This is a genomic window from Paenibacillus monticola (assembly GCF_009664975.1).
GTDB classification, from domain to species: domain Bacteria; phylum Bacillota; class Bacilli; order Paenibacillales; family Paenibacillaceae; genus Paenibacillus_AQ; species Paenibacillus_AQ monticola.
In genome coordinates, this window is the sequence record NZ_WJXB01000003.1 from 21,607 (window position 1) to 42,293 (window position 20,687).

Consider the following 20,687-nt stretch of genomic DNA (forward strand, 5'->3'; position numbering starts at 1 on the left):
TTACAGAATTATTTGATTTCTGTTGCTCCAGTTACTTTTCCTTCAAGTACAGCGCTTGTTTTCAAATCTTCGCTCTTAAAGTAAAGGTTACCATCTACTGTAGCTGTTTTATCAAGAGTAAATCCTTTGGCTTCAACATAAACATCACCCTTGATTGTTCCGCCTTGGACTTTGAAGTTTTCACTTTGCACAGTGACTTTTGGAGCAGTAAGGATATAAGATGCTGTGATTTTGTGATCTGCATCCTGTGCATAAAGAGCAAGCTTGCGGTAGATGTCTCCGTCAGCGGCGCCTTTATCATGGAATTCACCAGCTACTACAACGTCTTGATCAACAGTTACGTCTTTAAGAATAGCAATAATCCATTTTCCATCTGCGCTTACAGCATTGGTAAATGCAGCTGCTTCATCTACGATTGAAGCTGTAGTTACAGCATCGGTTGCCGGTTCAGTTGTGGCGGCTGGAGCAGTTGTAGCGGCTGGAGCAGTTGTAGCTGCCTCATTGGCTGCATTATTCGAACCACAACCAGATAACACCGCAATCGAAACTCCTGCCACTAGCATACTTGTAAATATCTTCTTCATATCATTTCCCCCTATTTTCTATAATATAGTAATTATATATCAAAATTTAAGATTATGCACGTGATTAATTTCACAAATTTGTGTCTTTTTTCGTATTTGCGCAGTTTATACCCTCAACTTAAGATATAGAATCATACTCAAACCTTCTTATGTTTGCACAAATCCCCGCTACAATCCTTATTCTTAATCTCAATTGATTATAGGCTGATCGCTCCATTCTCCCCACCACTGTTCACTAATTTCCAGGCGTTATCAGCGAGTCCGATAACGATTTGGTCAGCTTTCTTCTACGCATCAATACAACAATCAAATAGCCGCCGTATATCAAACACAAAATATTTAAGATAGATACAACTAATACTTCTTTATCTGTAATAGTAGTGTTCGTCATTTGGGCAAGGGCATCAAACATGAAATGGAAAGCTATTAAAGGAACAATGTTGTGTGTAGTTTCTATAAGCAAAGCAAGAATAAAACCGATAAGGAAAGCATTGAGCACCTGCAATAAAGTATGTATGAGATCACTTCCGTTTAGTGCATTAGCCATATGTAGGATACCGAAGAAGATCGAAGAAAAAATGATATAAAATAGGGTTCCTTTGGATTGTAGTCTTTCTCTGAGAATCCCTCTAAAAATGGACTCCTCTGTATAACCAACAAGTAGTGAAAAAACTAATATAAGTACAATTTCAGTAACACTAAGCTCTAGGTTGAAACCACCCATTATCGGTTGAACCGCTACTATAACAAGCAAGGGTATATAATATAACGTTACCTTTTCTTTACGAATATCCAGCCATTTAAAACCAAATAGCCTCATAGAGCGATCTTTCTTTTTCATGTACACAGTAACTATTACAGCCATTAGGAAAAATGCACACCCTTGAGCAAACATAATACCTGTGTCATCAAACTCTAATATAGTCGCGACTGCAGACGCCACAGCTATCAACAAAGTAAGTACTACCCCCAACATTAATGAAAATAGAATCGGATGTCCCTTGGCTGCTACATTTTCTTTCATCGAACTCTCTCCTTTTATCTTACAAATTTTCATTATAATTCAATACTCTTATCTGAATTATAACTAGAAAACAAAGTTCGGTGCAGTGAGCTAAACCACTCCGTCAAGCCATTTCATCCAGACGAACGAAGTGCAAGTTTCTTGTCTGCAATTGATTTAACACTTCTTCCAAAGCTTGCAGCATAAAATAAGGAGCATTCCGGTCCGCACCCATCGTCTCACCGCTGTCATGAAGCAATATAACAGATCCATCGGTAATACGGCCTAACAAGGTTGACTGCAACTGGGTCTGACAGACCCGGCTATTCCAATCCCCCGCCTTCAGCGACCACAGAACAATCCGATACTGCTTATAACGGAAGAAATCAAATATATTGATTAATCCCCAAGGTGGGCGGTAATGGTTGGGTCTGATTCCGACAATCGACTCTATAATATCAGCGGAGCGGTCCAGATGTTCGCGCTTGATGGTACTGGGCAGCATCATCCAGTTGGAGGTATGGCAATAATTATGAATACCAATCTGATGGCCTTCCCGGTCCATTCTTCGGATAAGTTCAGGATTCTGCTCAGCTTGCGATCCAAGCACGAAAAAAGTTGCTTTCACTTGATATAGCTTCAATAAATCCAGTAATTTCGGCGTATAATGCGGATGTGGTCCATCATCAAAGGTGAAGGCCACCTGTTTTTTTATCGTTCCTTTACGAAAGACACCAAAGCCTGTTATTCGTGTAATCATACTCGGAACAAACATGTACAGAGTGGCAATGCACAGTATTCCTCCCACAAGGTATGTAAGCATGGCTCCCCCTATCTCTTACTTTAATCAAGATGTACCTTATCCAGACATTTCCTGTCCAGGCGAGAAACGATTCTTCAGTGAGGACCGTGAATGAATCAGCAGCATCGGCACTAGTTGTTCTGTTCGCCGACTGATCCTTTGTCTTCCTTCTGGGTGCATGGCAGATAGCAGCAATCGAAGATAGAGGGTAGTGATATGCTCAAAGATACCGGACTTCATCTTCTGTTGTTCAAAGCCAAGACCGTGTGTCAATCCTCGATGGAGCAGTGTAATACCCAGTAAAGCCTTGACTTGCCTGAACTCAGAGCGCGATTCGAAAGCTTTATTAATTTGCTTCATGGATGTACGCAACATGCGGGCTGTTTGGAGTGCAGCACGATCCGAGCCTTCAGATTGGATCAACTTCAGGATGCTTCCATTATCAAGGTGGAGTTCACCCACCCACTCTCCCTGTTTGATGACAGTGGTGTCCTGGCATATAATGGCCTGCCCTCTGTGCTTTTTAAGCATCACAGTGCATATACCAAAGTGCTCCGTATACGATCCTCGAAAATGTGAAAGCACCGAAAAAGCTTTTTCCCACATCATCCAGGCGGACTGCACCGTGGTTTTGCGTATTTTAAAGCCCATATGATCACCTTCCTACGAACTATTGTCTTCTCTATTAAATAAATGCCAAATGCTGCTCTGGGGAATCCCATTTTTCATTCAAAGCATGTTGCTGCACGTTCAAAATTTCATTTATCGCAAGCCGGGCAGAGTCTTTATGCATAAGCTTTCTAGCCGCTTCTTTCATCTCACTCAAAATTTCTTGGTTATTTAAAAGTTGCTGCAATTGAGACTGTAACTGGCAAATGCCTAGTTCCCAAGCTGCTCCAGCACTGATCAAATAATCTGCGTTATCCCGTTCTTGTCCATACTGAGGCTGAAAAAGAAGCATGGGCAGCCGACTTGCCAGCGCTTCAGAGGTAGTGAGGCCCCCTGGTTTAGTTATTAATACATCCGCCATTGCCATCCATTCATGAATGTCTTCCACATAGCCTTTTATCTGCACATTAGGTCTGTTCTGGAATTCTCCTTGCAGGCGTTTCATTAATTTTTCGTTGCGCCCACAAATGATATTGAAATGAATATCTGGCGGCAGGGTCTCCGAATTTACTTGATCTATGAAGGACTTGTTAATGATCCCCTCTCCCCCACCCATGACGAGTACAATAAAAACTTTCGGGCTTAGACCATTTTTCACCCGCAATTTTCTTTTGTCCAAAGTCTGGTTATAGGCTGGACGCACGGGGATACCCGTCACAGTAATGATCGTCTTTGATATGCCCCTTCGCTGCAAGGCCAAACGTACCCGCTCAGAACCCACCAAATAGAGATCGGTATGTGGATGTATCCAATAGCTGTGATCAGTGTGATCAGTAATGACTGTAACCGCCGGCACATCAATCAGCCCTTTTGCCTTCAGCAGAGAAATTGCCGCAGCCGCAGGCGGGAAAGTACTGACCAGTAATGTAGGGTTGGCTTCCTGCAGCAGTGTGACCATTCGCTGAATGCTGAATGAACGGAGCTGCTTTAATAACCGGGATAAAGAGTTGTCCCTACGTGTCTTTTGAAACATATAACCGTATAATGAAGGAAAATGCTTCACCCACAACAAGAAGCAGTACCGCTCAAAGGTATGCATATAAGGATGTATCCAGGACATAAAATCAACTACTTCCACGACCATACCCGGTCTGTACAGCGCTGACGCCTCCAGCATTGCTCTCGCTGCTTGCATATGTCCATCTCCCAGAGTGCCGGACAGAATCAATATTTTCTCGTATTTCTTTACTTTCATCAACCTCAATCTCCCCCCTGTGCAATGTATAAGTTAACCTCACTGTACTCACCTTTATCAGCTATCTTTTTCCTTATTTCTAATACTACATAATTGAATTTTCTTTTTTCTTACCCAAATCTTACTAAAATCTTAAGTTCCGGTTTTTATGTCTTCTTATGTTTGACGCCATCCAACGGTCTATCCCTGCTTAGATCTGTGAAAAGTAATGTTTTGATATGCAGAAAGTGAGCGTAAACTCCCTAACTCTACAATCCAGCAGTAGGAAAAGCAGGAAAATAGCTGCTTATGGGGAATATTAACAGTGTACTGCTATTAATATATTTGTTATTACAGATGACAGATTGATACTGATTGACCATCAGGGAGTTACCGGGAAGAAGACCGAGTAGCATCGATCCACCTTAGTTCCATTTATGAAGTCTCTATGGAAACAGCGGGTACCGGCTTCGACAATTGCGAACATACACTTCATTACATCACCTCACCGTATCATAAATCGAACAATTTACAGACTTCACTCTATAAATTCGAGTTCGGCAAGAAATTCAATATTCAACCCTTATATACAGCATTGCTTAGCATTGCTCATGATAATTATAAGCGCCTGAATTCCTAAATTCTTGCCCTTCAAAAAAACGCCGGAGCACATTAGCGCCCGGCGTTTTTTTAACAACTCAACATAACCCTAATCTATGCTCTTTGTTTACGAGTAATGACATCGAATATAACTGCCGCGGCTAACACACCGCCACGGATCATATATTGATAAGAAATTCCGACGCCAAGCAGGTTCATACCACTGGAGAGTGAAGCCATTACAACTGCACCGATAATAGAACCTGTAACTTTACCGACACCGCCGGCAGCAGATACACCACCTACGTAAGCAGCGGCAATCGCATCAAGCTCAAACAAGGTTCCCGCAGTTGTCGTTGCCGATTGCAAGCGGGCCGTAAAGAGGATACCCGACAGCGCGGTCAACATTCCCATGGACCCGAAGACAATATACGTAATTTTCTTGACACTAATCCCACTCAAATGCGCAGCTTCCGGATTGCTTCCGACGGCGTAAATATGCCGCCCGATTACGGTAGAAGTCGTCAAAAATTGATAGACCACAACCACGATCAGTACAATAACTACCGTCCAGGAAAATCCGTTGTAGCCTGCTAGAATCCAAGTGATATAAGCAATGATCGCGGAGATGAATACAACTTTCACTGTAAACATACCATTCGATATCACTTCAAAATTGTAATGGAGTTTGTTTTTTCGCTTAGAGAATTCAAAGTAAATAAATAAGACAATAATTAATGCGCCTACAATCAGTGAAAGTAAATTCAAATTCCCCACTTTTGCCAGCGAGGGTATAAACCCATTACCAATCGCATTAAAATGTTCATCCTTAACAATGATCGTTCCTGTTTTTTCCGTTACACGCAAGAGTGCCCCTCTAAAAATCAACATGCCCGCCAATGAAGCGACAAACGAAGGAATCCCCATTTGGGCAACCAAGAAACCATTAAACATGCCGACAACAATTCCCAATACTAAGATGATTGGAATCGTAAGATATACTGAAACTCCAGCCTGGGTTAGAAGGATAGCTGCGATTGCTCCTAAGAATCCAGCCGCGAACCCGACGGATAAATCAATATGCCGAATAACAATGACTAACGTCATCCCAACTGCCAATACAGCAATATAACCTGTGGCATCAATCAAGTTACTAATATTCCGAGAGGACATAAACAATCCATCAGTCAAGATTGAAAATGTCAGCATAATGACGAATAATGCAATATACATTCCATAGTCCCGAATATTAACCTTGATCAACGACTTCGCTTCGTTAAGTATTTTCACCGGTCTTCCTCCTATTGCGTAGCAAGCATCATTATTTTTTCTTGATCCGCTTCATTTGCGGACAGTTCACCTTTTATTTTCCCTTCAGCCATAACGTATACACGATCACTCATACCTAGCACTTCAGACAACTCGGATGAAATCATGATGATGCTCATACCTTCGCTGATCAGCTTGTTCATGATCGTATAGATTTCAAATTTAGCTCCTACATCGATCCCCCGTGTCGGCTCATCCAGAATAAGCAGGCTAGGATTAACAAATAGCCACTTGCCTAAAGATACCTTCTGCTGATTCCCACCGCTTAAATTACCAACGAGCTGCTCAACCGAAGGGGCCTTAACGTTAAGTGATTGTTTGTATTCGTTGGAAATCTTTACTTCTTCATTGATGTTGATAACTCCCTGCGACGATATCCCCTTAAGATTGGCTACAGAAATATTTTGTTTGATATCCTGAATCAAAAATAAGCCGTCACCTTTGCGATCCTCCGTCACATAGGCAATGCCCGCATGGATTGCATCTTTGGGACTCTTAAAGACTTTTTTGACACCGTCCATAAATAATTGTCCCTGCAATTTATAAGCTCTCGGATTGCCAAATATGCTCAATGCCAATTCCGTTCGCCCAGAGCCCATCAAACCTGCAATACCGACGATTTCCCCTTTTCTTACATGAAGATTAGCATTCTTCACCATTTCTCTACCTAATTTAGGATCAAATGCTGTCCAGTTCTGGATTTCCAGCACCTTAGCTCCAAATTGTTGATCCGCTCTTTTGGGATAAATATCATCAATATCACGGCCAACCATGTGTTTAATAATTACATTCTCGGCGATTTCATTCTTAGCAGCATCCAGCGTACAAATGGTCCGGCCATCACGCAGAACGGTAACTTGATCCGCTATCGCAATAACTTCCTTCAATTTATGGGAGATCATAATGCTGGTTATGCCTTGTTTTTTCAATTCTCTCAGCAGTTGGAGTAAATTCTCACTATCCGTTTCATTAAGCGCAGCTGTAGGTTCATCGAGAATGAGCAGTTTCACATCTTTACTCAAAGCTTTGGCGATTTCAACAAGCTGCTGTTTACCCACGCCAAGATCCTTGATCAGAACTTCAGGGTTCACATTCAGATTCACTTTCTTCAGCATTTCCTTGGCTTTAACAATCGTTTGATTCCAGTCCACCAGGGAGCCCTTTTTCACTTCATTCCCTGCAAAAATATTCTCATAGACGGTGAGGTCAGGAAACAACGCAAGTTCTTGATAAATAATGGCAATCCCTGTTTTTACACTGTCACTGATTTTCGCGAAAATTTGCACCTTGCCTTCAAAGATGATATCCCCTGAATACGTTCCATGTGGGTATACGCCACTAAGAACCTTCATTAAGGTTGATTTTCCAGCTCCATTTTCGCCAATCAAACAATGAATTTCACCTTTATTCACCTTGAAGTTCACATTGGAGAGCGCTTTGACACCCGTAAATTCTTTGGTTATATTGTTCATTTCTAAAATATATGGATTCATAATTAAATTACGCTCCTTAACAAAACAAGTCATAAGATAGAGGAATAGTGATAGACGTATCTATCACTATTCCGTCTAAGCTATGTTTATGTGCGATTATAGACCGGTGAAATCGCCTGCTTCATAATATTTGGAATCCACGAGCGCTGCTTGAACATTCGCTTTGTCGACTACGATAACGTCTGTCTGTTTGGCTTGCACATCCACTTTACCGTTGTTGTATGATCCGGTAGTTTCAGGCGTTTTGCCATCCAGAATGGCGACTGCCATTCCCATTGCATCTTTCACGAGATTACGAACATCCTTGAATACGGTCATCGACTGCTTGCCTTCAATAATGTATTGAACGGATGCTTTTTCAGCATCTTGACCTGTTACTGCAAAGCTGGTAATTTCGCTATCTGAAGCGAAGACATCGGCGATTGAACGGGCCGTTCCATCATTTGGAGCCAAAATCGCTACATCACCTTTTTGATCAGCCGCGGCTGCAGTCAAGTGAGTTTGTGCTTTGTTCTTCGCTTCGTTCGGATCCCAATTAGTGGTAACCTGACTGATGATCTTACTTTGCTCTTCACGGGAAAGTTCAGCTTTAGCCTGCAGTGCTACAGCTTCGCTGGAGTTCGCGATTTTGAATGTACCATCAGCAATTTTAGGTTGAAGTACTGACCACGCACCTTGGAAGAACAGAAATGCGTTGTTATCCGAAGCAGCACCCGCGTATAAATACAAGGGTTGGCCATTACCTTTGGCATTGTCAACCAAGTACTGGGCTTGTGCTTTACCTACTGCAACGCTATCAAACGTTACATAATAGTTAACAGCATCTGTATTCGTGATTAACCGATCATACGAGATTACTTTGATGCCTGCTTTTTGAGCAGCTTCAATAGCAGCGGCTGCAGCATCGCCGTCTTGAGGGCAAATGATCAGTACTTTGATATCTTTGGCGATTAAGGAATCCACATTTTCTTTTTCTTTGGCTGAAGACCCTTGGCTAAATAAGATATCAACCGAATAATCTGTATCCTTCAAAGCATCTTTAAATCTTTGCTCATCTTGTACCCATCTAGGTTCATCTTTGGTAGGCAATACAATCCCTACATCAACCTTACCCCCACTGCCCCCACTGTTGCCACATGCCGACACTAATGCCATGAGCATCATTACAACGAGTAAAAATGGAATCGCTTTCAAAGACCTTTTCATTTAGAAAACCCTCCCTGTATTTGGCTAATACTGTTAATTCCCCATGATAATATCACCTGATTTATCCTCTTGGGAATAGAAAATTCTCCTTTTTTTCTTGAATATCCTCATATCTAAATTTGTTTACTGGCTAAGATAGCATTAAAATTGTAACATTAAGAAACAACAAACGTTTCCACATTAGACTTACTTAGGGGATTTGAACAGATGGATAAAATAAAACGAGAATTTCTAGAAAGTACAATTCATAGTGACCTGCTTGCCACCAAAGATCTTGTGTATACTCCTTGCAGTTTTGATTGCTCTCCTCCTCTCCCAGAAACACAAAATGCTGAATATGGAGCGCATGTATATCGCTTGAATGCTCTTTCCATTAGATTTCGTGTCGGTAAAATCACTCCCACAAAAGTCGGACAATTTGTGACGTTATGGGAGAGAATTGGGGATGGACCCATCCAACCTTATGACGTATCAGATCCCGCTGATTTCTTCGTTATTAGTACCCGTAATGGCAGTAAATTTGGCCAGTTTATCTTTCCAAAAGCTATTTTGTGTGATCAGGATATAGTATCCAATAAGGGTGTCGGTGGTAAAAGAGCCTTCCGCGTCTACCCGTCTTGGGATAAACCCACTAGCCGCCTGGCCCAAAAAACTCAGAATTGGCAGTTGAAATATTTCTTAGAGATACCTCTGAATGCGCCCATAGACCTTGTTCGTGCTCGTATGCTTTACAACCACGTTATCCTATTTAAATCCAAAATTTCGGATACTGACGATTTTTATCCAAATTATTAATACGAAGCGCAACAACAACAATAAGAACAGAGCCGATAAGTACTGGGGTAAACAAGAAGGACCAAGCACTTCCAGCCATAATGACAACCAAAGGATCGGCACCTGCTGCAGGACATATCCAAGTCGGACAATCCCCTCCCCCAACAGCCTGAATTAAACCACAAAAATACTCCCCATCCAGCTTAAAGCTGAGATAGGGAGTATTTTAGCCGTATCTTTCTACTAATTATTTGGATGCTTCTAATTTCGTTATTTGTTGTTTATACAGCTCAAGGAGCTTGGACAAGGAATCTTTGATCGCAGCTGCATCTTTTGATTGTTCAGCCTTTGATAATTTAATTTGGCCTTCAAAAAACTCAATATCAGAAGGATCCACCTTACCAGGTGTAGTTCCTGCAACAGATTGAGTAGTCTTACCCTCCAGATCAACAGCAGATGTTACTCCTTCCTTAAGTGTGCCGAGCGTTAGAGCTCCTGCCGGAATCAACTGTTGTACATTCGCCGTCGGTACCATTACACTAGCTACTGCTGGAACAGTAGTAGTAATAGTAGTGGTGATTGCTGATAATTGGTCTTTCGTTAAAGGTGTAGCGGTTAGAGTGACAGAATCATTGTTCAGAGCCGCAGTGGCCTTGATGAATAACGGCACTCCTATTAGCTCATCGTATTTAGCCAAGGTTGTCTCCCATCTCTTCACAGTTTCCGGGGCGTAAGTTTTGGCTAACTCCAGTGGGCTAGATATGGCTATGCCAATGACTCCTGTCGATGATGCAGCAATAGCGCTTGTCAGTTTTGGCGCTTCGGAACCTTCTGCGGCAAAAACCGATCCAGAAACAGCAGACAACAGTAAAACGGATAAAGCAACACTCTTAAAGATCACTTTGTGATTCATCAATTTAACACTCCTCATTCGTTTGATTTGGCTTACCTGTCTCACTCTACAGTTCAATGATGGCAGATTATTGGTGAAAGTATGGAAAAACAATGGCATAGCTCCACACCTAAGGTACTCTTAGTATAATGAGATGAGCACAAAACACAGGAGGCTATTCTATTGAATTCCCATCTCATTGCTGTAGTCGATGATGATATACATATCCGTCATTTAGTTGAAGCCTATTTACGTAAAGAGAACTATCGAACTATCGGTCTGGAAACCGCTGAAGCAGCCTGGGAGTTATGGAAAACAAACCCGCCAGATATGTGGGTGCTGGATCTGATGCTTCCGGGAATGGATGGTTATGAGCTCTGCCGGCGAATTCGTATTGAAGCTGAGGTACCTATTATCATGATTTCAGCCAGAGATACTGAAGTCGATAAAATAATGGGGCTGGAACTCGGCAGCGATGATTATTTGGTCAAGCCTTTTAGCCCACGCGAACTGGTAGCCCGCGTTAAACGCCAGCTTCAGCGCAGAGATAGGCTGCTAATGACTTCCGATGAAGGAACGATGCATACTGCTGTTGTCACAACTCAAATTTGCTTAGGTGGGCTTCAACTTATGCTGGATGAAAGACGTGTGTTCTGGAATGAGGAAGAAAAAGAGCTGACACTCAAAGAGTATGAACTACTCAAAGTGCTAGCCGAACATCCGAATCGAGCATTTACAAGGGATGAGCTCTTGACGATGGTATGGGGGAACGATTATTACGGAAGCGATCGGGCCGTGGATCATCTAATCAAACGCATTCGTAAGAAAATGGAGAAATTTCCTATCGAAGCCATATGGGGTCATGGGTATCGTCTAAGAACAGAGGGAGGGGAGTCCTGATATGAAGCTCGTTCACCAGATCAATTTGGCCTTTCTTGCCGTACTCTTAGTTGTCCTAACGGTCTCCTCTATCATTATTCACTATGTTCTCTTAGATCATTTCATGGCTTCAGAGGCACAAAATATGCAGACACTAGGGGCAACAATGACGGTCTCATTAAGTGAAGCAGCAATGAGTACCGCAACAACCGCAACACCTATTGGAGCGACTACAACCCTCCCAGCGTTTGGAGCGGTTGCAACAGGTGCTGTAAATGGTGTACAAGCGATCATTACCGATAAATCAGGAAATATTATTTCCGGTTCGGTTCCAAATGCAACTACTTTGCCGGCTGAAAATTATACTCAACCCCTAAAAGTACAGGCGACACAACTAGAAGTAGCAGCTGTACAGCCCTCAAATTTAACGAATATCTGGGAAGGAAGAGATTCCCGGTTCCTGGTCGCAATAAATCCTATTCCTCAGGGTACATTAACGCTTATTTCACCCATCAGCCGCATAAAAGAAGTTGAACAAGCTCTGCTTAAGCAACTGCTGCTTGTGATCTGTTTGGGTGGCATACTAATGTTCCTGCTGAGTCTGGTGATTACGAGAAAACTGATTAAGCCGCTGATGGCATTAAAGGAAGAATTAAAAAAAGTGAAAGGCCGCCATTATTCAGAGGTTCAGCACATTCGTGCTGGCGGTGAAATTGGTACTGTAGCTGAAGCTGTTTTTGAGCTTGCCACTGAGCTGGAGAGATACAGTCGTGCCCAAAAACAATTTTTCCAGAATGCTTCCCATGAGCTGAAAACACCTCTAATGTCGATCTCCGGCTATGCAGAAGGGATTCGCGATGGCATATTTGAAGGTGAGGATGTGCATAAGGGGTTGGATATCATTATGAGTGAAAGCGATAGGTTGAAGAATATCGTGACCGAAATGACGTTGCTCGCCAAACTGGATAGCGAAGCTGATATTTTCCGCCCTGTACAAGTCTGTGTACAAGATATATTAACAGAAACCATTGAACGCATTAACCCGTTGGTTGTGAGTAAGGGATTAGACCTGATGATCGTATATCCAGCTGGAGTCGATCAGAGATTAGCCCTAAATGCCGATCGAGATAAATTGCTGCAGGCTTTGCTGAATGTCGTTTCCAATGCTACTCGATACGCATCAAAACAAATCCGCATTTATGCAAGTCTAAATAAAGAACGAATCGAAATCACAATTTCTGATGATGGAGCTGGAATACCAGCAGATGTGCTCCCTTATCTGTTCCATCGTTTTGTCAAAGGAACTGATGGGGATACCGGACTGGGCTTAGCCATTTCCCGGGCAATCGTAGAACGCTGCGGAGGCTTGATTACAGCAGAAAATGGTGAACGCGGGGGAGCTGTAGTCTCTCTCAGCTTTCCCGCACTCTTCAACTAGTAAGAAGCTGAATTTCACCTTTTACTGTAATAGGGGACAGTTTGAGCAATATTTATTAGTTGAAGATATTTTATAATATTGACAACAGGTTTGACGGATTCGGACGGAAGAAGTGCTGGATTCGGACAAGACGGGCGGCTTATAGAATTTAGCCAATGGATTTACCTTTTCGCCAAATAATGCCCCAGGTGCATGATGAATAAGATAGTTGTAATCCTCCTGAATGTAGGAGTTTCCCTTATTCTCAGCCCCTAACAGCCTTTTTTCATATAAGGAAAATACACGGACCGCCACATTCTCCCATAACATCGGCAAGGGAGCACGGACCGCCTTGGAAAGAGCATGGAGTACTGGCGTAATCTGACCGGCAAACAGCCTTCTGATCACATCATCTCGCCATTGCTCACGCTTTCCGCTTACAGGCTGGAATCCTCTCATTTTGCTTATTCTGGCATTGAATACCCCAGTTTTGTCGGCGGACCATTCGAAACAGCTTTCTTCCAAACAATAGTCCAATCCTTTATTGTACATCGTCATGGCGTATAAACCTGAATTAGCCACTATAAACGCATATCGTTTCGAGAACTGTGAAGCTGCAATCACTTGTGAGGGGAACTGAAAGCTATCGGTCAGCTCAGCCAATTGAACTGCGCATAGATCCTTATCAAGAAATTGTATGATCGGAACAGACCGCCCTAAGAACGGGGCAGCCTGAGCAGTTAAACCAAAATACTGCGACAAAACTGCCAACTCATCCTCTTCAATCCTGGTGTATGTGTGCATGATATGATCCTAAAGCAGGGCTTCGGCAACTTCATCCAAAACCAGATTAATGGCTATGGGGCCGTAATACCCGATCCACAGAGTTGTATTTACCTTATACAGGTGATTGTCCTTCACTGCACTCAAATTTTTCCAAATACTTGTATCCATAAACTCTTCAGTTAATGCTGCATTCGAATCATCCACCAGCAAGAATAGATGCTCTGCTTGCAGCTTTGGCAAAACCTCCATGGAGAGGCTGAGACTCGTCTGTTTATCGTCAACAGCCATGGCAGGTGCCGAAAGTCCCAGATCATCGTAAAGAATTTGCGCTGTGCGATGTCCTGTTGTATGCAGCCGAATAATATCGTCCCGAGGCCGAATTAAAGCTACCGTTTGTCCAGCCATCTTTTGTGCCAGTTCGGCTTTGAGGTCGGCGGTGCGCTTCGTGTATTGATCGACCACATCCTGTGCCTCCTGCTCTTTATCAACGATTTGTCCGAACTTCAGCAGGATCGTACGCCAATCTTCATTGCGTTCAAACATAATCGTCGGTGCAATTTTAACCAGCTTGTCGTAATCTTGCTCCTGAAATTCCGTGCAAATGATCAAATCCGGAGCCGCTGCGATAATGGCCTCCATATTAGGTCCGTCCTGTGTTCCCAGCACTTTGACGTCCGACAGCTTGTCCGTCAGATATTCAGGGAAGTCCGTATTGTCCGTATCTGCACTGACACTGCCAACAGGCTGCTCTCCGAGTGCCAACAGCTGATCAATATACTGAACATCCAGCACCACTATTTTCTCTGGCGTTTGCTCCAGCTTCAGCTCGCCTTTAAGATGCTGAATGGTGCGCACCTTACTTTCCACTGGGCTTGCAGCTGGAGCTTGTGTCTGCACGGCAGCACTGTTGCCTGCGGCTGAAGCTCCACCTGAATTCGTATTTGCACCAGCGCCTGTACAGGCACTGAGCACCATAACTAAACTGATCATCAGCATTGCTGCTGCGGATTTTGTATTTCTCTGCATGTGTATAACTCCCTTATCGTTGTATTGAGAATGATTTTCATCTTCACTCAGACAACTATATCTTCGCTCTTGACCCTTAACAATGGGATATTGCGACAAAAGGGATGGAATATCACGGCGCCCATTCAGCATCGAACCTTGCTGCTTGAACTGGCTGGGAGATACACCTGTGTATTTCTTGAACATTTTACTGAAGTGATAGCTATCAAGATAGCCCACAGCTTCGGCAATTTGGTTAAGCGGGATGCTGGTTTGATGCAGCATAGTCTTGGCTTTCTCAAGCCGCAACTGTATCAGGTAGTCAATCGGGCCCGTTCGCACTCTGTCCTTAAACAACCTCTGCAGCTGCCTTGGATTACAATCCAACATGGCCGCCAAAGAATGCAGAGTAATGGGTTCAGCGTAATAGTCCTCCATATGGCGAACGGCCTGCTGAACGACATCCGGTTGAAGGCCCACTGCTTCATGCTCCTCCCACTGCTTCAGCAATTCATAAACAAACTGATGGAACAACGCCTTAACCTGGAATTGCTCCAGTGTACCTGACTGCTGCCACTGCTGGTTCATTTGCTCAACCAATAAGAACAGCGGGGCTGGAAACTGAGGGGCAAAGCCGTATTGAAGCTGAAAAGGACTGCCGGAGCGGAGCCGCCGCACTGCATTTTGCAGGTAGGGTCCCGTTACAAGCGCCTGATAAAATATCAGGTAATACTCGAATGGGTCTTCTACCTGCACAATGTCCAGAATAGCACCTTTTCCGGCATGACAAACTAAGTTAGCATCAGAATTATAGGCCTTGTTGTCCAGTAATACTTGTGCTTTGCCGCTAGCGGAATATAGAAATACATTGCTTGGCAATTGATAGGCGTTCAAATACTCACCACGCTCCAGAAGGGCGTGCCGTACATCAAGCACCCGTAGAGCCGCATGTTTCCAATATGAAATATGGTGCTCCACAAACAATCTTCTCTCACCTCCTGTTAATCCAGTTTGTCACATACCAACGATCTCATTATAATAATAATGATAATCAATATCAATCGAATCCTCGTACACGGAAGTTCCAGTTTCCGCTTGAGGAATATAGCTGCACTATCAACAACAAAGAAAAGGAACGCTTTAGACGTTCCTCCCAGTGAATATATTGATTAATCGTAAAGCTTTATGAGTCCGTTCAGACAACCAACTGATAATAGGGTAGCGTTAATGACGGTTCAAAGCCCAATCTTTGGGCTAATTTATAGGAGCCTTCATTCTCTAACCGGCATGACCATACCGGCTCCAATTGATGCTCAAGACAATAATCGATCAGTGCAGCACACACCAACCATGCGTAGCCCTTCCCGCGGTGCGCTTCCGCTGTCTCAATTCCGATCTCTAACTGGGATTCATTGCGAAAAGCTGCAAACGCCGTGGATGCAATTTCTCCATTGCTCAACAAGCTGTAGCCCCCGCCTTCCGTAAGAAAATGGTTCGCATCCTTCCAGAAATACCGGGGAGACACACCAGCATTCTGAGCCAAAAATAGTTCTTCATCCATCTGTACAATCCGCTGATCTGGGAGCGGAAATTGTTCCTTCGCATGCTGAAAGGCTTCACGATTAAAGCTGAAATTGACCCTTGTATTCTTATGAATGTTTCTTGGAGCATCTGCATGAGCTAACATCAACGAATCGAATAGATCTGCCCATTTACCCACTGGATCTGCCTGCAGCCACTCTTGTGTAAGCCTGAGCTTCTGTTTATTCGTTATGTAATCCAATAGACTGCGATTAAATTCCTCATTCCCATCTTCCCCGAACAATAATGACATTCCGTATGGATGTACTACATAAAAGGTACGAGGATGCTGTTCACTATCCACATAGACGCTGCCGGGTACACGCTGTTCCAGAACGGCCTCAGCAAACATTGTATTTATATTCACCTGACTTAACGGCTTTACCACTTTAAAATAATCTTCACTCTTTAATTTAATCATCATCCGGTCCTCTCCAAACGATGGGCCAGTTATTATCTGCTCATTAGTGCTTCTATTTGTTTAGCTGGCATCGGTTTATAGTAATAATAACCTTGTACTTCATCACACATCTGATCTCGCAAAAAATCCAGTTGCTCTCTAGTTTCCACCCCCTCGGCAATTACTTTTAATCCTAGATTTTTAGCTAATACAATTATAACGTTAATAATGGCTTCATCCTTATCATTTATATTTATTCCCCAGATAAAGGACATCGCTATTTTAATCTTATCTACGGGCAACTGTTTAATATAATTTAATGAGGAATATTCCGTACCAAAATCATCTATCGCCACCTTGACTCCAAGTTGTTTTAATTTTTTTAAGGATTCAATAATATATTCAGTTTCCTTCATAATAATATTTTCTGTTATTTCCAATTCCAAATCATTTGGATCCAGTTGGGTTTCCTTTAGAATCTTAGTAATCATTTCTACAATTTGTGTGTTTTGAAATTGATTAACGGAAAGATTAATGGCTATCGGGACATTCAATATCCCTTCATCTTGCCATTTTTTATTCTGGATACATGCAGTTCTCAATACCCATTCACCAATGGGAAGGATTAACCCCGTTTTCTCAGCTATGAATATGAAATCTCCTGGACTCACGATACCCAATTCCGGATGATTCCATCGTATTAAGGCTTCCAGACCAATAATTTCGCCAGATAATATATTTAATTGTGGTTGATAATACAGCTCTAGCTCATCACGCTCTAGGGCTTGATATAAACTATTTGTGATCTTCATTTCTTTAACCAAGCTATCCTTAAGGGCCGGTGTACAAAGTTCATACTTGTTTTTACCCTTTTCCTTTGCGCTATACATGGCAATATCTGCATTTTTAATTAGTGTTTCAACATCATGACCATCGGTCGGATATATAGCACCGCCAATACTAGTAGTTATATACAAATCACTATTATTAATAGTAAATGGCAATTTTAAAATATTCAGAATCCTCTCCGCAACTTCTCTTATATAATGTTCACCTTCTAAATGATGAATTAAGATAAGAAACTCATCTCCCGCGACTCTGCACACCGTATCCATTTCTCGTATTGTATTGGTTAACCTTATGGATACCATTCTCAGCAGTTCATCACCTTTAGCATGTCCCATAGTGTCATTGATTCTTTTAAAAGAATCAAGATCAATAAATAATATCCCCAAAGATTCACCCTGTTTAGCCGCAGCAAGAATCGAATGATTTAATCTATCATTAAATAATCTTTTATTGGGCAAACCTGTTAAATGATCATGATAGGCCAGTATTTTTATATCTTCCTGCATCTCTATACGTTTAACGATTTCATACTCTAATTCTTTATTGGCTTTACTTAGTTCACTGGTTCTTTCTTTTACTTTTAATTCAAGCTCATCGGATGATTTCATTAATTTTTTCTGGGCTTGTTTAATTTCCGAAATATCCTGGAATATCCCCACAATGCCCAATGAATCTCCCCACTGATCTACTAAAATAGAGGATGATAAAAGAATCGGCAGCTTATCTTGATTACTCTTCACAATCTCTAATTCCAAACTACTACAACTCATTAGCTTCAACAATTCTGTCTTTTCTGATAATAGTAGAGATGCGGATTTATCCATTAATTGACTTTTTTCATAACCTAATAGTTGAAGTGCCCCATTATTAATATCCTTTATGATGCCTTCATGATTTACAATAATTAGACCTTCATTCATGATCTTCAGTACTTCTAGAGCAAAGTGATCCGGGTTGATGTCCATCAATTTATATTTTTTTATCGAATACCATGTGCCAATTATAGGTATGATCACTAAGATCACCCCGATAGAGGGCATAACCAATATATTGAATAATGGAAGAATAATGTCTGTAATTCCAGCTCCTACTCCGGATATAAGAATGGTGATTAATATAAGCTTGGCCTGTTTCTTCTCTCTAATGATTTCGGAATTTCTCCACCATCTGAACAGAAAGTAGACGATTGCCACCATATACGATAAATAATATATATTATAGAAATTAGTCCAGATAAATCCTCTATCCATCGCCTCAAGAGCGACCCAGCCTAAATTTGTTTTCACAAAATTCTGTGCGGATAGGGGCTGAAAAAAATACAAATATATTGAAATTACGGCTGGAAAATAAAATAAACCATAAGTAAATCTCTTTTTTAAAAGCTCTTCTCTTCCTGTTAGTACAATAATAAAATGTAAAAGTAAACAGTGGAATATAGACCAAGAGAGCGCCGAGTAGACATAGAATGTATTTGCAGAATTCGCGTCGTGTGAACGATTCATGAAAGAAAACATAATTGCCCAATAAGCTAAACTTAGGCATATTATAAAAAATAATTTGTTCAATCTATTCCTTGAATCGTTCAACAAGGTAAACATACCAATTATCAAATAAGTAATCCCACACAATAAATTTAAAGTGGTCAAAATAACCATCCTGTATCCCCTTTATATATCGCATAATACTTTATATCGACAATATAGTTTTGAATTATTAGGTAATTAGACTCAATAAATAATTAGTTCTTTAGATATATACGTAAGATCTAATCTTTATTTTCGCCCTCACTCCATTCCTCAGACATCTCCGCTTGTGCGTAACCAGACCCTAACGAGCTAACAGAGTGATTCTGAAGAATTCGCTGTCTGGAGGATTCTACGGCTGGCTTACGAAAACGGCTACCAAGCGAGTATACACTTACGAATAACACCACAAACATGATTCCGGCGACCAAACCACCGCCTTGACCAGGGATTAAGGGCATGCTTGCAAGGACCGCGATCAGGCTCCCAATGGAGAACCAGGACGTATAGGGGAAACCACGCATTCCAGCCCGCTGCGTCAGCGGACCTCCGTGCTGTTTACGAAGCCGATAATGGCTGGCCATAATCAGACAATAGGCGAAGAGCAATGAGAAACCGCCGGAGCTGACAAGAAATAGATAGACCCCCTGGGGCAGTAATAAACCAAGTCCTAAAGCCAACAGCATTGCCCCACCGGATACAAGAATCCCGCGATAGGGAAGATCAGTACGGTCGCGCATCCAAGCCGGTGTATGTCCTTCCTCCGCCAAAGAACGGAGCATCCGCCCCAACCCGAATACAGAAGCCAGCATGGTGGACAAAATGGCTGAAACTAACACAATGTTCATAACTATCCCCGTCCAGCCTAGGCCATACAAACTAAGTGCCGAGACAAAAGGACTGATCTGTTCAGACACGAGTGAAGGAGGAATAAGCAGAAACAATACAGTTATGGCTGCTAGATAAAGGCCAACCAGCAAAAAAATCGTATAACCGATCGCTTTAGGTATAGTTACAGCCGGATTAGCTATATCCGATGCCGCAAGTCCAAGCACCTCAAATCCAGCATAGGTAAACATCACCATCAGCATACTCCCGGCAATCCCACGAATACCCCCTGGTATCCAATTCTGATCACGCAGGACATTCAGACCCACGGCTCCAGTAGAACCTACTGTTCCAATACCCGCTATAATACATGCAGCTATCACTATAAAAGCAGCAATAGCGAGCAACTTAAACGCTGCAAGCCCACTCTCCAGCTTGCTTAACCGCTCGGCTCCCAGCAAGTTCAGCAGAGTTACACTCACAATAATGCCCATCCCGAGAAGTGCCATTGGCAGCTCTGGAAACCACCCCCGTACCAAGATGGAAACCGCTGTCGCTTCACTGGACATAGCCAGTACAAGCCCAGTCCAATACACCCACCCTACCGTAAAACCTGCCCCTCTGCCAAAGGCTTGCTCGGTATACGTGCGAAATGAACCGGATACCGGATTGGCTACCGTCATTTCCGACAATGCGGACAAAATAAAATAAACCAAAACACCACCGATTATATAAGCCAGCAGCACCGACGGTCCAGCTGCACGAATGGCTATCGAGGAGCCCAGGAAAAATGAACCTCCCACCACTGTACCGAGCGCAAGCATAGTAAGCTGCCACACCGATAACCCTCTTTTTTCCGACTTCATAGAGCTGCCTCCCAAATCTGTTTTAAC

The 20,687-nt window shown here is 42.5% G+C and carries 18 protein-coding genes and 1 pseudogene; 4 read left to right on the plus strand and 15 right to left on the minus strand.

Features of this window, described 5'->3' with window-relative positions; genetic code table 11:
• Positions 1 to 8: 8 nt before the first annotated feature.
• The 5 genes from GJB61_RS09195 to GJB61_RS09215 form a co-directional block, all read right to left on the minus strand.
• Positions 9 to 584 (minus strand): polymer-forming cytoskeletal protein, encoded by a 576-nt coding sequence (locus tag GJB61_RS09195; protein ID WP_154118232.1) that lies wholly within the window; start codon positions 582 to 584, stop codon positions 9 to 11.
• Between the two features lie 235 nt (positions 585 to 819).
• A complete protein-coding gene (locus tag GJB61_RS09200; RefSeq protein ID WP_195724293.1) occupies positions 820 to 1,608 on the minus strand; it encodes a CPBP family intramembrane glutamic endopeptidase in 789 nt (262 codons plus the stop codon).
• A 103-nt stretch (positions 1,609 to 1,711) separates the two neighbouring features.
• Positions 1,712 to 2,362 carry a polysaccharide deacetylase family protein gene (locus GJB61_RS09205; RefSeq protein WP_420819739.1) on the minus strand — a complete coding sequence of 217 codons (651 nt, stop codon included), beginning with the start codon at positions 2,360 to 2,362 and terminating at the stop codon, positions 1,712 to 1,714.
• 84 nt (positions 2,363 to 2,446) lie between these two features.
• On the minus strand, positions 2,447 to 3,040 hold the full coding sequence (locus GJB61_RS09210; protein ID WP_154118235.1) for a YkoP family protein: 594 nt from the start codon (positions 3,038 to 3,040) through the stop codon (positions 2,447 to 2,449).
• A gap of 34 nt (positions 3,041 to 3,074) precedes the next feature.
• Positions 3,075 to 4,253: an MGDG synthase family glycosyltransferase gene (locus GJB61_RS09215; protein ID WP_154118236.1), complete on the minus strand. Its 1,179-nt coding sequence runs from the start codon at positions 4,251 to 4,253 to the stop codon at positions 3,075 to 3,077.
• 344 nt (positions 4,254 to 4,597) lie between these two features.
• Between GJB61_RS09215 and GJB61_RS32550 the strand changes: the two genes are divergently transcribed.
• Complete coding sequence (locus GJB61_RS32550) at positions 4,598 to 4,645, plus strand: hypothetical protein (protein ID WP_420819743.1); 48 nt, start codon at positions 4,598 to 4,600, stop codon at positions 4,643 to 4,645.
• A gap of 301 nt (positions 4,646 to 4,946) precedes the next feature.
• Here GJB61_RS32550 and GJB61_RS09225 read toward each other — a convergent pair whose 3' ends face one another.
• The 3 genes from GJB61_RS09225 to GJB61_RS09235 form a co-directional block, all read right to left on the minus strand.
• Positions 4,947 to 6,122 (minus strand): sugar ABC transporter permease, encoded by a 1,176-nt coding sequence (locus GJB61_RS09225; RefSeq protein WP_338115731.1) that lies wholly within the window; start codon positions 6,120 to 6,122, stop codon positions 4,947 to 4,949.
• 11 nt (positions 6,123 to 6,133) lie between these two features.
• Positions 6,134 to 7,654, minus strand: coding sequence for a sugar ABC transporter ATP-binding protein (locus tag GJB61_RS09230; protein WP_154118237.1), 1,521 nt, complete (start codon positions 7,652 to 7,654; stop codon positions 6,134 to 6,136).
• Positions 7,655 to 7,750: 96 nt separating this feature from the next.
• Positions 7,751 to 8,860, minus strand: a complete 1,110-nt coding sequence (locus tag GJB61_RS09235) for a sugar ABC transporter substrate-binding protein (RefSeq protein WP_154118238.1) — start codon at positions 8,858 to 8,860, stop codon at positions 7,751 to 7,753.
• Positions 8,861 to 9,067: 207 nt separating this feature from the next.
• Here GJB61_RS09235 and GJB61_RS09240 point away from each other — a divergent pair, with 207 nt between their 5' ends.
• On the plus strand, positions 9,068 to 9,655 hold the full coding sequence (locus tag GJB61_RS09240; RefSeq protein WP_154118239.1) for a MepB family protein: 588 nt from the start codon (positions 9,068 to 9,070) through the stop codon (positions 9,653 to 9,655).
• On the opposite strand, the pseudogene GJB61_RS09245 reads toward GJB61_RS09240, so the two are convergent.
• Together GJB61_RS09245 and GJB61_RS09250 are read right to left on the minus strand one after the other, a co-directional pair.
• Positions 9,609 to 9,767: pseudogene (locus tag GJB61_RS09245) on the minus strand (HPP family protein); the annotation flags it as partial. The gene GJB61_RS09240 and the pseudogene GJB61_RS09245 overlap by 47 nt on opposite strands.
• A gap of 114 nt (positions 9,768 to 9,881) precedes the next feature.
• Positions 9,882 to 10,547: a hypothetical protein gene (locus GJB61_RS09250; RefSeq protein ID WP_154118240.1), complete on the minus strand. Its 666-nt coding sequence runs from the start codon at positions 10,545 to 10,547 to the stop codon at positions 9,882 to 9,884.
• 162 nt (positions 10,548 to 10,709) lie between these two features.
• On the opposite strand from GJB61_RS09250, the gene GJB61_RS09255 reads away from it, so the two are divergent.
• Positions 10,710 to 11,426, plus strand: a complete 717-nt coding sequence (locus GJB61_RS09255; RefSeq protein ID WP_154118241.1) for a response regulator transcription factor — start codon at positions 10,710 to 10,712, stop codon at positions 11,424 to 11,426.
• 1 nt (position 11,427) lies between these two features.
• Entirely contained in the window at positions 11,428 to 12,843 is a 1,416-nt protein-coding gene (locus GJB61_RS09260; protein WP_154118242.1) for a sensor histidine kinase, read from the plus strand.
• A gap of 21 nt (positions 12,844 to 12,864) precedes the next feature.
• Here the strand turns inward: GJB61_RS09260 and GJB61_RS09265 are convergent, their stop codons facing one another.
• The 5 genes from GJB61_RS09265 to GJB61_RS09285 all read right to left on the minus strand — a co-directional run bounded on the left by GJB61_RS09265 (position 12,865) and on the right by GJB61_RS09285 (position 20,660).
• Positions 12,865 to 13,626, minus strand: a complete 762-nt coding sequence (locus GJB61_RS09265) for a (2Fe-2S)-binding protein (RefSeq protein WP_154118823.1) — start codon at positions 13,624 to 13,626, stop codon at positions 12,865 to 12,867.
• Between the two features lie 9 nt (positions 13,627 to 13,635).
• Complete coding sequence (locus GJB61_RS09270; protein WP_338115778.1) at positions 13,636 to 15,591, minus strand: ABC transporter substrate-binding protein; 1,956 nt, start codon at positions 15,589 to 15,591, stop codon at positions 13,636 to 13,638.
• Positions 15,592 to 15,808: 217 nt separating this feature from the next.
• Positions 15,809 to 16,618, minus strand: a complete 810-nt coding sequence (locus tag GJB61_RS09275) for a GNAT family N-acetyltransferase (protein WP_154118244.1) — start codon at positions 16,616 to 16,618, stop codon at positions 15,809 to 15,811.
• A gap of 29 nt (positions 16,619 to 16,647) precedes the next feature.
• Positions 16,648 to 19,098 (minus strand): EAL domain-containing protein, encoded by a 2,451-nt coding sequence (locus GJB61_RS09280; RefSeq protein ID WP_154118245.1) that lies wholly within the window; start codon positions 19,096 to 19,098, stop codon positions 16,648 to 16,650.
• 110 nt (positions 19,099 to 19,208) lie between these two features.
• Positions 19,209 to 20,660 (minus strand): amino acid permease, encoded by a 1,452-nt coding sequence (locus GJB61_RS09285; protein WP_154118246.1) that lies wholly within the window; start codon positions 20,658 to 20,660, stop codon positions 19,209 to 19,211.
• Between the last annotated feature and the right edge of the window lie 27 nt (positions 20,661 to 20,687).

Excerpts from the sequence above, each read along its gene's own strand:
- GJB61_RS09195 (WP_154118232.1), bottom strand. The coding sequence starts at position 584 with ATGAAGAAGATATTTACAAGTATGCTAGTGGCAGGAGTTTCGATTGCG.
- GJB61_RS09200 (WP_195724293.1), bottom strand. The coding sequence starts at position 1,608 with ATGAAAGAAAATGTAGCAGCCAAGGGACATCCGATTCTATTTTCATTA.
- GJB61_RS09205 (WP_420819739.1), bottom strand. The coding sequence starts at position 2,362 with ATGTTTGTTCCGAGTATGATTACACGAATAACAGGCTTTGGTGTCTTT.
- GJB61_RS09210 (WP_154118235.1), bottom strand. The coding sequence starts at position 3,040 with ATGGGCTTTAAAATACGCAAAACCACGGTGCAGTCCGCCTGGATGATG.
- GJB61_RS09215 (WP_154118236.1), bottom strand. The coding sequence starts at position 4,253 with ATGAAAGTAAAGAAATACGAGAAAATATTGATTCTGTCCGGCACTCTG.
- GJB61_RS09230 (WP_154118237.1), bottom strand. The coding sequence starts at position 7,654 with ATGAATCCATATATTTTAGAAATGAACAATATAACCAAAGAATTTACG.
- GJB61_RS09235 (WP_154118238.1), bottom strand. The coding sequence starts at position 8,860 with ATGAAAAGGTCTTTGAAAGCGATTCCATTTTTACTCGTTGTAATGATG.
- GJB61_RS09240 (WP_154118239.1), top strand. The coding sequence starts at position 9,068 with ATGGATAAAATAAAACGAGAATTTCTAGAAAGTACAATTCATAGTGAC.
- GJB61_RS09250 (WP_154118240.1), bottom strand. The coding sequence starts at position 10,547 with ATGAATCACAAAGTGATCTTTAAGAGTGTTGCTTTATCCGTTTTACTG.
- GJB61_RS09260 (WP_154118242.1), top strand. The coding sequence starts at position 11,428 with ATGAAGCTCGTTCACCAGATCAATTTGGCCTTTCTTGCCGTACTCTTA.
- GJB61_RS09265 (WP_154118823.1), bottom strand. The coding sequence starts at position 13,626 with ATGCACACATACACCAGGATTGAAGAGGATGAGTTGGCAGTTTTGTCG.
- GJB61_RS09275 (WP_154118244.1), bottom strand. The coding sequence starts at position 16,618 with ATGATGATTAAATTAAAGAGTGAAGATTATTTTAAAGTGGTAAAGCCG.
- GJB61_RS09280 (WP_154118245.1), bottom strand. The coding sequence starts at position 19,098 with ATGGTTATTTTGACCACTTTAAATTTATTGTGTGGGATTACTTATTTG.
- GJB61_RS09285 (WP_154118246.1), bottom strand. The coding sequence starts at position 20,660 with ATGAAGTCGGAAAAAAGAGGGTTATCGGTGTGGCAGCTTACTATGCTT.